At 66.5% G+C, this 15,770-nt stretch carries 5 protein-coding genes; all 5 read left to right on the top strand.

The genetic code is table 11. The features are described 5' to 3' along the window. Positions 1–18 precede the first annotated feature (18 nt). The gene (locus tag RUU78_RS15110) at positions 19–762 is read left to right on the top strand and encodes a polyketide synthase (protein WP_313918028.1); all 744 of its coding nucleotides are present in this window, start codon (positions 19–21) and stop codon (positions 760–762) included. Between the two features lie 31 nt (positions 763–793). Further along, positions 794–1,492 carry an ABC transporter ATP-binding protein gene (locus RUU78_RS15105; RefSeq protein WP_313918025.1) on the top strand — a complete coding sequence of 233 codons (699 nt, stop codon included), beginning with the start codon at positions 794–796 and terminating at the stop codon, positions 1,490–1,492. Beyond that, positions 1,489–2,640: an FtsX-like permease family protein gene (locus RUU78_RS15100; protein ID WP_313918023.1), complete on the top strand. Its 1,152-nt coding sequence runs from the start codon at positions 1,489–1,491 to the stop codon at positions 2,638–2,640. The genes RUU78_RS15105 and RUU78_RS15100 overlap by 4 nt, the downstream gene beginning before the upstream one ends. 31 nt (positions 2,641–2,671) lie before the next feature. After that, positions 2,672–3,871, top strand: a complete 1,200-nt coding sequence (locus RUU78_RS15095; protein ID WP_313918021.1) for an ABC transporter permease — start codon at positions 2,672–2,674, stop codon at positions 3,869–3,871. A 285-nt stretch (positions 3,872–4,156) separates the two neighbouring features. After that, a partial coding sequence (locus RUU78_RS15090) for an SDR family NAD(P)-dependent oxidoreductase (RefSeq protein ID WP_313918018.1) occupies positions 4,157–15,770 on the top strand: 11,614 nt, incomplete at its 3' end.

The following is a 15,770-nucleotide window of genomic DNA, read 5'->3' as shown; positions in this document are numbered from 1 at the left end:
GCGGGCTAGGGAGTTCCAATGTCGGTTGTGGATCTGAAAGAGATTGATCGGGGGGTCCTGCTGATAACGATGCAGGATCGGGAGAACAAGAACACCTTCTCTCCGGAACTCATGCTCGGGCTGGTGGATGCGTTCGCGCACATCGAAGCCAATCCGGGCTACCGGATTGCGATCCTGACCGGCTACGACTCGTATTTCGCTTCCGGCGGCACCAAGCAGGGGCTGCACGACATCCAGCAGGGCAAGACCAAGTTCTCCGACATCAATCTTTACAGCCTTGCGCTGGATTGCAGGATTCCGGTGATTTCCGCCATGCAGGGGCACGGCATCGGCGGCGGCTTCGTGTTCGGCATGTTCGCGGATTTCGTCGTGCTGAGCCGCGAAAGCATCTACACCACCAACTTCATGAAATACGGGTTCACTCCCGGCATGGGAGCGACCTATATCATCGCCAGGAAGTTCGGTCTGTCGCTCGGCCACGAGATGCTGATGAGCGCCCGCAGCTATCGCGGCGACGATCTCGCGCGGCGCGGCGTGTCGATTCCGGTGCTGCCGCGCGCCGAGGTGCTGCCCTTCGCGCGCGAGCTCGCTGCCGATCTCGCCGACAAGCCGCGTACCTCGCTGGTGATGCTGAAGGATCATCTCGTCGGCCAGATGCGGCAGGAGCTGCCGGTCGTGATCGAGCAGGAACTTGCAATGCATGACGTTACGTTCTCGCAGCCGGAAGTGCGCGAGCGGATCGAGCGGTTGTTTGGCAACTAGCGACGTACGGCAGCTTCGGGGACCGAATGGAATGAGCAGTTTCATCACCTTGCACAGAGTGACCAAACGCTACCAGGCCGGTCAGAACATGATCGAGGTGCTCTATGAGCACGACCTGTCGATCGAGCAGGGCGAATTCGTCGCGCTGATGGGACCGTCCGGATCGGGCAAGACCACGCTGCTCAACATCATCGGTGGCCTGGACACGGTCGAGAAAGGACAGGCGACGGTCGCCGGCGCCGCGCTGCATGCCATGTCCAACCGCGAGCTGTCGCGCTGGCGGTCGCAGCATGTCGGTATCGTTTTCCAGTTCTACCATCTGCTGTCGATGATGACGGCAGAACGCAACGTCATGCTGCCGCTGCTCCTGACCGGGCTCTCCGCGGCGCAGTGCAAGCAGCGCGTACGCATCGTGTTCGAGCTGCTCGGCATCAGCGACTATCTGCAGCGGCGGCCGGAGGAACTGTCGGGCGGCCAGCAGCAGCGTGTCGCGATCGCGCGAGCGCTGGTCACCGACCCGGCGCTGTTGATCTGCGACGAGCCGACCGGCGATCTCGATCGCGAGAATGCCGAGCAGATCATGCAGGTGCTCCAGCAACTGAACCGCGAGCACGGCAAGACCATCATCATGGCGACGCACGACCCGCAGGCGGCGAAGTACGCGACACAGGTGATGCTGGTCGGGAAAGCGCGCGAGTCCGAGGCCGCAACAGGGAGGACCGCGCGGTGAAATATTTCGGCTTGATCTGGGCACAGTTGTGGCGCCGCCCAAAGCGGACCTGGTTCACGGTCATCTCGATCGCGGTCGCCTTTCTGCTGTTCGCGGTCCTGATCGGTTTCAACGTGGTGCTGGATCAGGCATTGGCGAAGCTCGACAGCCGCCTGTTCGTCGTCAGCAAGTATTCCCAGGAACAGCTGCCGCTGGCCTACCGCGCGCAGATCGAGGCGGTTCCCGGGATCAAGGACGTGTCGCACATGGCTTTCTTCGGCGGCTACTACAAGGACCGCCGCTTCGGCTTGCCGGTCTATGCCACCGACATCACCAAGACATTCCATATCTATCGATCGCTCTTCGACGTGCCGGAAGACACGCTGCAGAAGATGCGTGAGAACCGTACTGGCGCGCTCGTAGCCAAACGGCTGGCCGGCGCGTATGGCTGGAAGGTGGGCGATCGGGTCGCCCTGAGCAGCACGATCTGGACCAACAAGGACGGCACCAGCGACTATCCCGTCGACATCGTGGGCCTGTTCGAAAGCAAGGACGGCGCGACAGAGGGCTTTGCCGGTGCGATTTTCATCAACTACGACTATCTGAATGAATCGCGCATGTTCCTGCGCGATTCGGTGCAGTTCTTCATTGCCGAACTCGGCGATCCGAAGTCCTCGCCCGAAATCATGAGTGCGATCGATGCGAGGTTCGCCAACTCGTCGTCCGAAACCCGCACGATGACGGAGCAGGCGCTGCTGGAAAGCCAGATGACGACGATCTCGGACATCGAGCTGCTGATCAATGCCATCGTCGCCGCGGCCTTCTTCGCGCTGCTGTTCGTGACGGCCAGCACGATGGCGCAGTCGGTGCGTGAACGCAGCCCGGAATTTGCGATGCTCAAGACGCTGGGCTTTTCCGACGCCGCCGTGGTCGCGCTGGTTCTCGCAGAGGGCCTGTTGCTCTGCTTGTTCGCCGCCGTCGTGGGATTGCTGGTGGCGCGCGTCGTGTTCCTGATCGTTGGAAATATCTTCGCCGAGGCGGGCATACCGTGGATCGTGATCCTGCAGTCGTTCGGTATCGCCGCCGCGCTTGCGCTGATCAGCGGTGCATTGCCGGCGCTGCGTGCCGGGCGCCTGACCATCATCCAAGCATTGGCGCTGAAGCGTTGAGCGCGAACCATACCTTGTGGGGCATACAGGCATGTTGAACTTGTTCCGCCAGATCGCCGCCGTGATGACGACGAGCATCTACACGCTGAAACGGCGTCTGGGTACCTCGCTGGTGATCGTGATCGGCGTTACCGCAGTCGTCGGCATGCTGGCGACGGTGCTCGCCATGGCCATCGCAATGACCCGCTCGGTCGGCAACACCGGACGCGACGACCGCGCCATGGTGTTGCGTGCCGGTTCGTCGACTGAGGCCACGAGCATGTTGCTGCGCGACGAAATGCTCTCCATCCTTACCGTGCAGGGCATTGCGACCGATGCGGCCGGGAAACCGCTCTATTCAGCCGAGCTACTGTCGCAGGCCAGCGTGATGCGCCGCAATATCGGCGGTCCCTCCACCGCCGTCACGGCGGCGCTGCGCGGCGTCAGTCCCGACGTGCTGGCCGTGCGCCCCGAATTGAAGCTCGTGCAGGGACGCCTGTTCGAACCGGGTAAGTACGAACTGATCGTTGGCGAAACCGCAGCGCGACGCTTCGAAGGGCTTGAGATCGGCAAGACGCTGAAGCTGCGCAGCAGCGACTGGCAGGTCGTTGGCGTGTTCAGCAGCGGCGGCGACACGCACGAATCCGAGCTCATGGCTGACCGCGACACGCTGGCCGGCCTGTTGCGCTGGAATCACTACAATTCCGTGCTGGTGAAGCTTCAGTCGGCGGACGAGCTGTCCGCGTTCGAGACGTCGCTGCGCGCCAACCCTGGACTCAACGTCGATGTGCTGCGCGAATCGGACTATTACCGCCAGCAGTCCAAGGACATCGGAAAGGTTGTTTTCGTTGCTGCCTACGTGCTCGCTGCCATTATGGCCTTCGGTGCGATCTTTGCCGCGCTAAACACCATGTATGCATCGATCGTGGTACGCGGCCGGGAGATTGCGATCCTGCGTGCGCTGGGTTACGGCGGTGAGCTGATCGTGTTCTCCGTTGTCGTCGAGTCGTTGATCCTTACCATGCTCGGCAGTGCCATTGGACTTGCGCTCGCCTGGTACTTCGTCGACGGCAAGGCTCTCGGCACCGGCTACGGCGGCCTGAACACCCAACTGATGTTTGACTTGCAGATAACGCCGCAGGTGGCGTTCGTCGGAATTGCGGTGGCGGTGGTCATCGGCCTGGTCGGGAGCTTTTTCCCTGCCATGGCCGCGGCGCGCGTTCCGGTCACCGCGGCGCTGCGCGATATCTGATGCGGTAGGCGAACATTGAAGTCGACTCGGGACCTGCGCCGCGGAGGCGGCAGGCCTGTAGTCGTCGCCGCGATTTGCAGCTGTCAGGGAAGTGCTGAACAAGGTGGAACGAGTCTTTGCTTTTGGCGCCACTCACGGGTGCTGCCAAATGCGCGCAAAGTAGACGTTTTGGCGGGGATGTCAGGGTCTGGTGTAGCTAGCTGGAACCGCTCTCCAAGAACTTGTTCAGTGCTTGCCTAGGGAGAGGTCGGGATCGCGGGAAGGCGAAAACACTAGGGGGATCCGGTGCTCGAGATATTGAATCGCCATTCCCACGGACTGGTCGTGGTTCCATTCGTCGACGCGCTGCGCAAGAGCGGATGCCTGTCCTACATGGCGTCGTGCGAGCGTTTTTCGGCAACCGAGATCACCCAGCGTTTCGGGCTGAACGCCGGCTACCTGGCGGTGGCGCTGCGCATGCTGCTCACGTGCCGATGGATCGCCCGCGTAGGCGCGGAAGACTATCGCGTGACGCCCGAATTCGAGGCCCACGCGCTCGTGCCAGCCGACATCATGAGCCTGTACGCGTTCCCCTACGAGGGCTACGTCAACGGTACGGCCAAGCGCTCGCTGGAGCGTTGGATCGAACGCTCCGGGCGCCGCTGGGACGCCGGCGACAGCAGTTTCGCGGACTACCTCGACGGGGTGTTCATGATTCCGTTGCTGCTGGCGTTGAAGCAGCACGGCAAGCTGAAGTATTCCGACGCGCACGATGGCTCGCGCGTGGCGCTGCGCTGCGAACTCACCGGTCTCGCGCGCGAGGAGGTCCTGCGCCTGCTCAGCGATATGCGCTGGCTGGAAAGGAAAGGCCGCTCGTTGTGGCTGCTGCCGGCGGGGATCGCCATGCTCGAACGCATCGCGATCACGGCGGCGCTGGCCTCCTACCGGCGGATGTTCGCGCAGACGCAGGAGCTGCTTTCCGGCGATCCGGGGCGTGTCTTCACACTCGACCGTTTCGGGCACGAAAAGCATCTGGACCGCACGCTCAACGTGGTCGGCAGCGGGTTCCAGCATCAGCGCTATTTCACGGCGCTCAGTGAGTTCGTACACAAATGCTTCGACGACGCGGACCTCGCGGCGCAGCCGAAGTATCTCGCCGATACCGGCTGCGGCGACGGTACGTTGCTGCGCAGGCTCTATGAGACGGTGAAGAAAGGGACGCGGCGCGGCCGCGCGCTGAATCGCTATCCGCTGACCCTGATCGCGGTCGACTGGAACGAAAAGGCCCTGCAGCAATCGGCCGCAACGCTCGCCGGTCTGCCGCATCTCGTGCTCAAGGGAGATATCGGCGATCCGGCGTCGATCATGGCCGACCTCGAACGCCGCGGCATCGCGATCGGAGAAGTGCTGCACGTGCGCTCGTTCCTCGATCACGACCGGCCGTATCTGCCGCCCGCCGACACCGACGAAGCGCAACGGCGTTGCGGGCTCGTCGGCAGCGGTGTCTTCATCGACCGGGCCGGCGGATCGATCGCGCTGCGTGACGTGGTGCAGAGCACCGTCGAACACCTGCGTCGCTGGGCCGGCGTTCTGGACCGGAACGGTCTGATGATGCTCGAGGTGCATTCGCTCGACGCGGAGCGCGGCGCCCGGTTCGCTGACGAAGCCGAGAGCCTGCACTTCGACGCCTACCACGCCATGTCGCGCCAGTTCCTGCTGGACGCGCGCACATTCGTGCTGGCCGCCGGCGAAGCCGGCCTGTTCTGCGCCGCGAACGAGTGGGAGAGCTTTCCGCGGCGCATGCAGTTCACGCGCATCACGCTCAATCATTTCCTGCAGCGACCGTTCCGCGTGCGACACGCACGACCCGACGAATGCGCCACGCTGGCGCAGGCACAGCCGCTCTGGCGCGAGCCGGCGCACTGGCAGGCGCTTGCCGCGCCGTTGCCCGACCAGACGCTGGTACTGCTTCGTGACGGACACATCGCCGCAGCGATCGACTGGAATGAACCGCCGCTGGCGATGCAGCCGGTGGACGCGGTGGAGCTCGACGGCCAGGTCCGGCGCATCGCGCTGCAACGCGCGTGGGCGTCTGATTTCCAGGGCGTGCACGATTGCAGCGAGCTGCTGCAGTTTGCTCGCCACTACTTGCTGGTGGACAAGTCCGTCACGGCGTTCGACGGGCTCGACGAGTGCAACGACACGCTGGCCGGACTGCGTGCCGGCAAGACGCCGACCTGGCGGCACGTGGTCGACGAGATGTCGGTGGCGGCGAGCACGGCGGCGTTCCCGGCAGAATGCGATCCGCGCGGCTGGGAGGCCGAACTGGCCGACTTCGCGTTCAGCTCCATCGCGCGATGGCTGCATGGGCACCGCGTCTGCGTGCGTGCGGGCGAGCGCCATCGGGTCGCCGATTTGCTCGCGTCGCTCGGCATCGCATCGAAGTATTCGCGCTATTTCCACTCCTTGCTGTCGAGGCTGGAGGAGCGTGGCGGGCTGCGTCAGGAGTCCGACGAAATCGTCGTCCTCGCCGGACTGGACGCGGCGCACGCGCCCGCCGTGTTTCCGTCGTTCGACGAATTCGAGCGCCGCTTCGCGCAGCGCCATCCGCATGCCGCGCCGTTCGCGCGTTTCATGCTGCCGTGCCTGCAGCATTTCGACGATATCGTGAGCGGACGGATCGCCGCGGCGGCAGTGATGTTCCCGGACGGCGACATGGACGCGTTCGCCGGAATATTCGACGGCGAGCCCATTGCCACCTATTTCAATCGCCTGGTCGCCGTCGCGGCCAGTGCGGCCGTAGCCGGCGCGCGCACCGGCGAACGCGCCGGACCGGTACGTATCGTCGAGATCGGCGCCGGTACCGGCGGCACGACCTTGCCGGTCCTGCGCGAACTTCATGCGACCAGCGACGTCGACTACCTGTTCACGGATATTTCGCCGGCGTTCCTGCGCCGTGCGCGGAACCGGTTCGGCGACGCCTATCCGTTCGTGCAGTTCCAGCAGCTCGACATCGAGCGCGATGCGGCGGTGCAGGGCTTCGCTCCGGGCGCTCATGCCGTTGCCATCGCCGCGAACGTGCTGCACGACACGCGTGACATCGTGTGGACCTTGCGTCAGGTCCGACGACTGCTTGCGCCGGGCGGCGTACTGCTGCTGACCGAATACACCGAGGTCAAGCCGTGGCTGTTCTTCAGCGGCGCGCTGCTGCACGGCATGTGGCTGTTCGAGGACGACGCGCGCAGGCTGCCGCAATTCTGTCTGCTCGGCGTGGCGCAGTGGCGCCGTGCCCTGGAAGACGCGGGATTCACCGATATCGAAGTCTTTGCGTTGCCGACGCAGTCCGAAGCCCACTGCGGCCAGTGCGTCATCGTCTGCCGGGCTTCGGACCAGCAACTGGCAGCAGAAACGATGGCTGTCGCCGAGCCCGACGCGCTCGCCGCGGGGACCGAGGCCGCACCGTCCGGTGATGCGGGGCAGGTGCCGTCGCCGCTCGCGGCGCGTGTGCGCGATCTGATACTCGACACATTGGGCACGACCCGGATGGCCGCCTACCACGGCGACCGCCCGCTGATGCAGCTTGGCCTGGATTCGGTCGAGATGGTCGAGCTCAAGGGCGCGCTTGGCCGAACGGTCGGGCTCAAGCTGTCACCGGCATTCCTGTTCGAACACGAGACAGCCGACAAGATCGCTTCGGCGCTGGCCCAGATGTTGTCGCCGGAGCAGTTGCGAGCGCTGCAGACGGCAAGCGTCGATTCTGCCGCCGCCGCGGTCGCGCCTGAAACAGCCGCGCCGGCGCCCGTTCCGCCACCGCCCGCATCCGCATTCCCGCTCGCCGCAGACAGGGCCATTGCCGTTGTCGGCATCGCGTGCCGGCTGCCGGGTGCGGAGAACGCACAGGCGTTCTGGGAACTGCTGCGCGACGGCGGCCAGGTGTTCGGCTCGCTGGGCAGCCGCTGGCAGTGGCCCGCTAACATCGATCCGCACGGCAGCCACGCCGGCATCGACCGCGCCGGCCTGTTGCCGCGCATCGATGCGTTCGACGCGGACTTTTTCCAGATTTCACCGCGCGAGGCCGAGCTCATGGATCCGCAGCAGCGACTGCTGCTGGAGCTGAGCTGGGAAGTGATGGAACGCAGCGGGTATCGTCCGGCGCAACTCGCGACGCGGCGCACCGGGGTATTCGTCGGTGCCTGCCACAACGACTATCGCGACCTGCTGGCGCGCGCGACCTCGGCGCACGACGCCTACGTCGGTACCGGCAGCGCGCTGTCGATGCTCGCCAATCGCCTGTCGTTCTTCTACGACTTCCGCGGCCCGAGCGTGTCGATCGACACCGCGTGCTCGAGCTCGCTGGTCGCGCTGGAGCGGGCCGTGCACGCGCTGCGGTCAGGCGAGTGCGAGCACGCACTGCTTGCCGCGGTCAACCTCATCTGCAGTCCGGTCAACAGCATTGCCTACTACGAGTCGGGAATGCTGTCGCGCAGCGGAATCTGCCGTGCGTTCGATCGCGACGCCGACGGCTTCGTGCGCGGTGAGGGGGCAGTCGCGCTGCTGCTCAAGCCGCTGCGGCAGGCACTCGCCGATCGCGACCTGGTGCATGGCGTGATCCTCGGCGCGGCCGTCGGCCACGGCGGCCGCGCCGCCTCGCTGACCGCGCCGAAGCCCGCTTCGCAGGCGGCGGTGATCGAGGCGGCGCTGCGCGACGCCGGTGTCGACGCCGATCGGGTGCAGTTCGTCGAAACCCACGGCACCGGCACGCAACTCGGCGATGTCGTGGAGATGGCGGGACTCCAGCAGGCTTTCCGGCGCGCGCGCAGCGCACAGGCGCACGTAGACCCGACGCATCGCTGCGGCATCGGTTCGGTGAAGACGCATATCGGCCATCTGGAGTCCGCGGCCGGCCTGGCCGGTGTGGTCAAGGTGCTGCTCTCCATGCGCCACGCCATGCTTCCGGCGAGCCGCAACTTCGAGACGCCCAATCCGGACATCGATTTCAGGACGGGTCCGTTCGAACTGGTGACGCGCACGAAAGCCTGGGCCGCGTGGCGCGATGCCGCCGGGCATCTGTTGCCGCGCATTGCCGGCGTCAGTTCATTCGGTTTCGGCGGCGTCAATGCACACGTTGTCTTGTGCGAGGCGATCGCCGCACCGCTGGCGACCGAGGCGATGCCTCGGCGCGAGATTATCGTGCTGTCGGCCAAAAGCGTTGCGCAACTCAACGCCCGCGTCGCGGCCCTGCTCGGCGACCTGGCGCAGGGCGCCGGCGGTGCGACGCTGCGCGACATCGCCTACACGCTGCAGGCAGGACGCGAGCCGATGGACTGCCGCCTGGCCGTGGGCGTGGAGTCGATTGCGGATCTGCGGCGAAAGCTGACCGGTTTCCTGGCGGGCGCGCCGTTCGATGGGCATGTCGGGGAAGCGCGTCCCGTGTCCGCGGGCAGCTCCGCAGCGCAATTGCGCCACGCGGTCGCGCGCTGGTGCGAGCACACCGAGGAAACGGAACTGTGCCGCCTGTGGGTGCAGGGACACGAGGTCGATTGGGAGGCGTTGCACGCCGGCGAGAAGCCGCGACGAGTCGAGTTGTCGGCCTATCCGTTCGCGCGCGAACGCCATTGGATCGCGAGCGGCCCCGCTGATCCGGATCGCAGCCGCCCGCTGAGGGCCTTGCGCGCGCGGCGCTGGGCGCCCGTGGTGCCGCGTGCCGGGCTTGCCGATGGCGAGTCGGCGGTCCCGCCGCAGCGCCGGGTTGTGCTGTGCCGGCCCGCGGCTATGGACGAACAGGCTTTCCTCGTACTCGAGTCGATGCTGCGGAGCGCCGGCACTCCCTGCGAGATCTGGACCTGGGACACCGAGGATGCGGCCGAAGGCTTCGAGCGATTCGGCTGGCACGTGCTGTGCTGCCTGCAGGCAATGTTCGCGGACAAGCCGCGCGACGAGGTCATGTTGCAGGTGGCCTATCCGGAATCCGCGCGCACCGAGCTGTTGCGCGGCCTGAGCGGCATGCTCAAGACGGCGCAGCTGGAGAATCCGCAGGTGCGCGCGCAACTGGTGGGGCTCGAGCCGGACGGCGCTGCCCCGGCGTGGAAGGAGCAGCTCGACCTGTGCGCCGCGATGCGGATCGTGGATATCCGGTACCGCGGCGGCGTCTGCGAGTCCGAAGACAGCGTCGCCCTCGACCATGGCCTGACCCGGATGCCCTGGCGCGCCGGAGCCACATACCTGATCACCGGCGGCGCCGGCGGTCTCGGTCTCGCGTTCGCCGACGAGATCCTGCGCCAGGCGCCCGGCGCGCGCGTGGTGTTGGCAGGCCGCTCCGAATTGACGCACGACAAGGCGGCCCGTCTTGCCGAGTGGGGCCGGCTCGGGCTGCGCGTCGACTACCTGCGCGCAGACCTGTCCCGCCGCGACGAGACACAGGCGCTGCTCGACACGATCGCGCAGCAGCATGGCGCGATCGACGGCGTCATCCACTGCGCGGGCGTCGTGCGCGATGGGTACATTCTCAACAAGCAGCCCGACGCCTATGCGCAAGTCATGGCGTCGAAAGTGCGCTCCGTCGTGCATCTCGACGAGGCGATCGGCGCGGGTGCGCTCGACTTCTTCGTGCAATTTTCCTCGGCGGCCGGCGTCACCGGCAACGTCGGTCAAAGCGACTACGCCGCGGCCAACGCGTTCCTCGATGCGTATGCCTGCCTGCGCGAGCAGCGCGTGCGACAGGGCCAGCGCCAGGGGCGCAGCCTGTCCATCGCGTGGCCGTGGTGGGCGACGCAGGGCATGCAGGTTCCGACACCTCTGCAGGAACAATGGATCGCGCAGGGAATCCGGCCATTGCAGCCCGCCGAGGGCATTGCGGCGTTCTATGCGGCCTACGCGAGCGACGGCGCCTGTATCGAAGTGGTCGGGGCGACCAGCGCGCCAGTCGCCGGCGAGATCGCGAGGGCGTCACGGCCGAGGCTCGCGGCACCGCTCGCGAGCTTGCGTGAGCGCACCCGACAGCGCCTGAAGGATTTGCTTGCCGAAGTGACCAAGCTGAGCGCGTCGCGCATCGACGCGAATGCTCCGCTGGAGCGCTACGGCATCGATTCGATGATGGTCATGCGGTTGAACGCACGGCTCGCCGCGGACTTCGGCGCACTGTCGAAGACGTTGTTCTACGAATACTCCACGCTCGATGCGCTCGGCGACTATCTGACGGCGCAGCATCCCGAGGCATGCGCACGCTGGTGCGAGCTCTCCGAGGCCGGGGCCGAAACCGGCCTCCCGGCCGCGGCGCAGCAGGCGCCGCGCGAGCGCGACGCAGCGCGCGCGCACGAACCGATCGCCGTGATCGGCCTCAGTGGCCGCTACGCCGGCGGACGCGATCTGCGCGCGTACTGGGAGAATCTGCGCGACGGCCGCGACTGCATCGGCGAGATCCCGCCGGAACGCTGGTCGCTCGAGGGCTTCTACGACCCCGACGTCGAGGAAGCCGCTGCGCGCGGCCGCTGCTACGGCAAGTGGGGCGGTTTCATCGAAGGCTTCAGCGAATTCGACGCGCAGTTTTTCGGCATTGCGCCGCGCGACGCGGATCTGATGGACCCGCAGGAGCGGCTGTTCCTGCAGGCCAGCTGGGAGGCGATGGAAGACGCCGGCTATACGCGGCAGTCGCTCGCCACCCGCCACGACCGACGCGTCGGCGTGTTCGTCGGCGTCACCAAGACTGGTTTCGACCTGTACGGTCCGAATCTGTGGCAAAGCGGCAAGGCCCTCACGCTGCACACCTCGTTCGCGTCGATGGCCAACCGGGTGTCGTACGTGCTGAACCTGCAAGGGCCGAGCATGCCCGTCGATACCATGTGCTCGGCCTCGCTCGTCGCGATCCACGAAGGTTGCGAGCATCTGCTGCGCAGCGAATGCGAGATCGCCATCTGCGGCGGCGTGAATGTGTACCTGCACCCGTCCAACTATCTGTATCTGGGCGCCACGCACATGCTGGCGCCTGACGGCCGTTGCCGTGCTTTCGGCGCCGATGCCGGTGGCTTCGTGCCCGGCGAGGGCGTCGGTGCAGTGCTGCTCAAGCGGCTTTCGTCGGCGCAGGCCGACGGTGACTTCGTCCACGGCGTGATCCGCGCGACGGGCGTCAACCACGGCGGCAAGACCAACGGCTACACGGTGCCCAACCCGGTCGCGCAACGCGAGCTGATCGCCGCGACGCTGGCGAAGGCGGGCGTGGACGCACGCACGGTTAGCTACATCGAGGCACACGGCACCGGCACCGTACTGGGCGATCCGATCGAGATCACCGGGCTCGCGCAGGCCTTCGCGCGCCAGACGGCCGACACGCAGTTCTGTGCGATCGGCTCGGTCAAGTCGAACATCGGTCATGCCGAGAGCGCAGCAGGCATTGCGGGCCTGACCAAGGTGCTGCTGCAGATGAAACACCGGCAGCTGGTGCCGAGCCTGCACGCAGCGGCACCGAATCCCAACATCGACTTCGCCGCCACACCGTTCGTGGTGCAGCAGACGCTCACGGACTGGCCGCGGCCGCGGCTGAACCTCGACGGGGCGATGCGGGAGTACCCGCGCGTAGCGGGGATCTCCTCGTTCGGCGCCGGTGGCACCAATGCGCACGTCATAGTCGAGGAATACATCGAGGCACGGCGGGCCAATGGCGAATCGGCTGTGGGCTCGCTGGCACCCGTCGTGATCGTATTGTCGGCCAGGAATGCCCAGCGGCTGACCCTCGTGGCCGAGCGCCTGCTGGACGCGATCGATACCGAAGGCTTCGACGATCGCCATCTGGCCGACATTGCCTACACGCTGCAGGTTGGACGCGAGACGATGGAGTGCCGGCTCGCTTTCACTGTCGCGTCGATGCAGGAGCTTCGCGAACGGCTGCGCGGCTTCAGTGTCGGCGACGCGCTGGCGAGCGGGGCGTATTTCGCGACGCTACCGGCGGATTTTATCGCCGCTGCCGACACGGGCGACCTGATCCGCGCGCGGCTTGCCAACCGCGAATACCGCGGACTCTGCGAGCTGTGGGCGAACGGTGGCGCCGTCGACTGGCAGTTGCTGCACAGCGACGCGGCTGCGCGTCGAATTCCGCTGCCGACCTACCCGTTCGAGCAGACGCGCTACTGGATCGCAGCGAAGGGCGAGGTGCAGGTATCCGCAGCGCCGGGGCCGCGTGATGCCTTGCGCAAGCCGCAGGGGATCCGCTTGCGCAAGCTCGATGCGGCCGGTCACGCGTCGCCGAAGCACGCACCAGTGCCGGTACCGGTACCGGTACCGGTACCGGAGGCGACGGTGGCGGTGAAGGTTCCGCTGGCTGCCTCGGTACGCGAAGCGGCGCGGCCTGCGGTCGCGGTCCGCACCGCAGCACCGGAACGGTTGCGGATCGACCGATCGGTGCTGCAGGCGGAGCTGACCCGCACGCTGGCCGAGGCGCTGTTCATGGATCCGTCGGACGTGGATCCGCGCAAGTCGTTCGCCGAGATGGGCCTGGATTCGATCATCGGCGTGGAATGGGTGCGGGTGATCAACCGGCGCTATGCGCTGCAGATGGTGGCGGCGCGCATCTACGACTATCCGAACGTGGAGCGGCTGGCGCAGTACCTGGCGCAGCAGCTGGAGCAGTGCGAGCCGGCGGTCGCGGTGCCTGCCACGGCACCGGCGCGACCGCGGATCGACCGTTCGGCGCTGCAAGCGGAGCTGACCCGCACGCTGGCCGAGGCGCTGTTCATGGATCCGTCGGACGTGGATCCGCGCAAGTCGTTCGCCGAGATGGGCCTGGATTCGATCATCGGCGTGGAATGGGTGCGGGTGATCAACCGGCGCTATGCGCTGCAGATGGTGGCGGCGCGCATCTACGACTATCCGAACGTGGAGCGGCTGGCGCAGTACCTGGCGCAGCAGCTCGAGCAGCGCGAGCCGGATTTTGCCGGGACGCAGGAGTTCGTCGAAACGCCGGCTTTGTCGCGCGAGGTCGAACGCCCCGTAGTTGCGCCGGCCTCGGCGCAGCCCGTTGCGGGTGCGCGGCTCGTCGCCGAGCCGGAGGCGATTGCGATCGTCGGCATGTCGGGGCGCTATCCGCAGGCGCCGGATCTGGACACGTTCTGGCGCAACCTGAGCGAAGGCCGCGACAGCGTGGAAGAAATTCCCGCGTGGCGCTGGGACGCGCAGCGGTACTTCGATCCGCGCCCGAACCTGGCCGGGAGCATCTACTGCAAATGGCTGGGCGCGATCGAGGACGTCGCCGGCTTCGATCCGCTGTTCTTCGGCATCTCGCCGGCCGAAGCGGAGATGATGGATCCGCAGCATCGTCTGTTCGTGCAGGAGAGTTACCGCGCGTTCGAGGATGCCGGTTACGACCCGCGCTCGCTGGGCGACAGCCGCTGCGGTGTCTACCTCGGAATCATGAGCAACGACTACGCCACGCTGCTGCAGGCGCGCGGCATGGCGAGCGACAGCACGGGCAACAGCGCGGCGATCGCGGCGGCCCGCATCTCTTACATCCTTGACCTGAAGGGGCCGGCGATCTCGATCGACACGGCCTGTTCGTCGTCGCTCGTGGCCACGCATCTGGCATGCCAGGCACTGCGCAACGGCGAGGTGGATATGGCGCTGGCCGGCGGCGTGACGCTGTACCTGACGCCGGGTCCGTACCTGAGCATGTGCGCGGCGGGAATGCTGTCGCCGCAGGGTCGCTGCAAGACGCTGGACAATTCGGCGAACGGCTTCGTGCCGGGCGAAGGCGTCGGCGCGCTGCTGCTCAAGCGGCTGAGCGAGGCGGAGGCGGCAGGCGATCCGATCCACGGGGTTATCGTGGGCTCGGGCATCAATCAGGACGGCAAGACGAACGGGATCACGGCGCCGAGCGCGAACCGCCAGGGCGAACTGCACCGCGAGGTGTACGCACGCTACGGGATAGATCCGAAAACGATCGGCTACGTGGAGATGCATGGCACCGGCACCCAGCTGGGCGACCCGATCGAGCTCGAAGCGTTGCTGAGCGCGTACGGTGCCGCTGGCGTTGCGAAGAACGCCTGCGGGCTGGGTTCGGTCAAGAGCAACATCGGCCATGCATCCGCCGCGGCGGGGATTGCCGGCGTGCACAAGGTGCTGCTGCAGATGCGGCATCGGCAGCTGGCGCCGACGTTGCACTTCAATTCTCCCAACGCGCACTTCGACTTCGCCAACTCGCCGTTCTACGCGAACACAGCGTTGCGTGCGTGGGAGCCGCTGCAGGGACGGCGCCGCGCCGCGGTCAGTTCGTTCGGCCACAGCGGCACCAATGCGCACCTGGTCGTCGAGGAATACGTGGCGCCCGCCAAGGTGCTGCTTGCTCAGGCGTCGTTCGCCGTGACGCCGGCGCGACCCGCCGTGGTGGTGTTGTCGGCGCGTACCGAAGAACGCCTGCGCGTGCAGGCGCAACGGTTGCTCGATGCGATTGCCGCACGAGCGTTCGGTGACGCGGATCTCGCGAGCGTGGCCTACACGCTGCAGGTCGGGCGCGAAGGCATGGAGCATCGTCTCGGTTTCACGGCAGGCACGATGCAGGAGCTGACGCAGCGGCTGCAGCGTTTCGCGGACGGTGAGCCGTCGGTGGACGGGCTGTATCGCGGCGAGGTCAAGCGCAATCGCGAAGCGCTGTTGCTGTTCGGTGGCGACGAGGAACTGCAGGAAGCGACTGCGAAGTGGCTCGAACGCGGCAAGTACGCCAAGGTGCTCGATGCGTGGGTGAAGGGCATGGCGTTCGACTGGAAGCGTCTGTATCCGCACGGTACGCCGCGCACCATGTCGCTGCCGACGTATCCGTTTGCGAACGAACGCTACTGGCTGCCGCTGGAAGGTTCTTCGTTGCCGGTTCCGCTGTCCATCGTGGGTGACGGTGCGGCCGCGTTCGTTGCGGCCGAGGCGCCGCCGCTGCCGGACGCGG

The sequence above is a fragment of the Tahibacter sp. genome (assembly GCF_032229445.1).
Classification (GTDB): Bacteria; Pseudomonadota; Gammaproteobacteria; order Xanthomonadales; family Rhodanobacteraceae; genus Tahibacter.
This window is presented reverse-complemented; position numbering and strand designations above follow the sequence as displayed.

What these genes read in the sequence shown, in the direction of transcription:
- RUU78_RS15110 (WP_313918028.1), top strand. Translation starts at nt 19, where the DNA reads ATGTCGGTTGTGGATCTGAAAGAGATTGATCGGGGGGTCCTGCTGATA.
- RUU78_RS15105 (WP_313918025.1), top strand. Translation starts at nt 794, where the DNA reads ATGAGCAGTTTCATCACCTTGCACAGAGTGACCAAACGCTACCAGGCC.
- RUU78_RS15095 (WP_313918021.1), top strand. Translation starts at nt 2,672, where the DNA reads ATGTTGAACTTGTTCCGCCAGATCGCCGCCGTGATGACGACGAGCATC.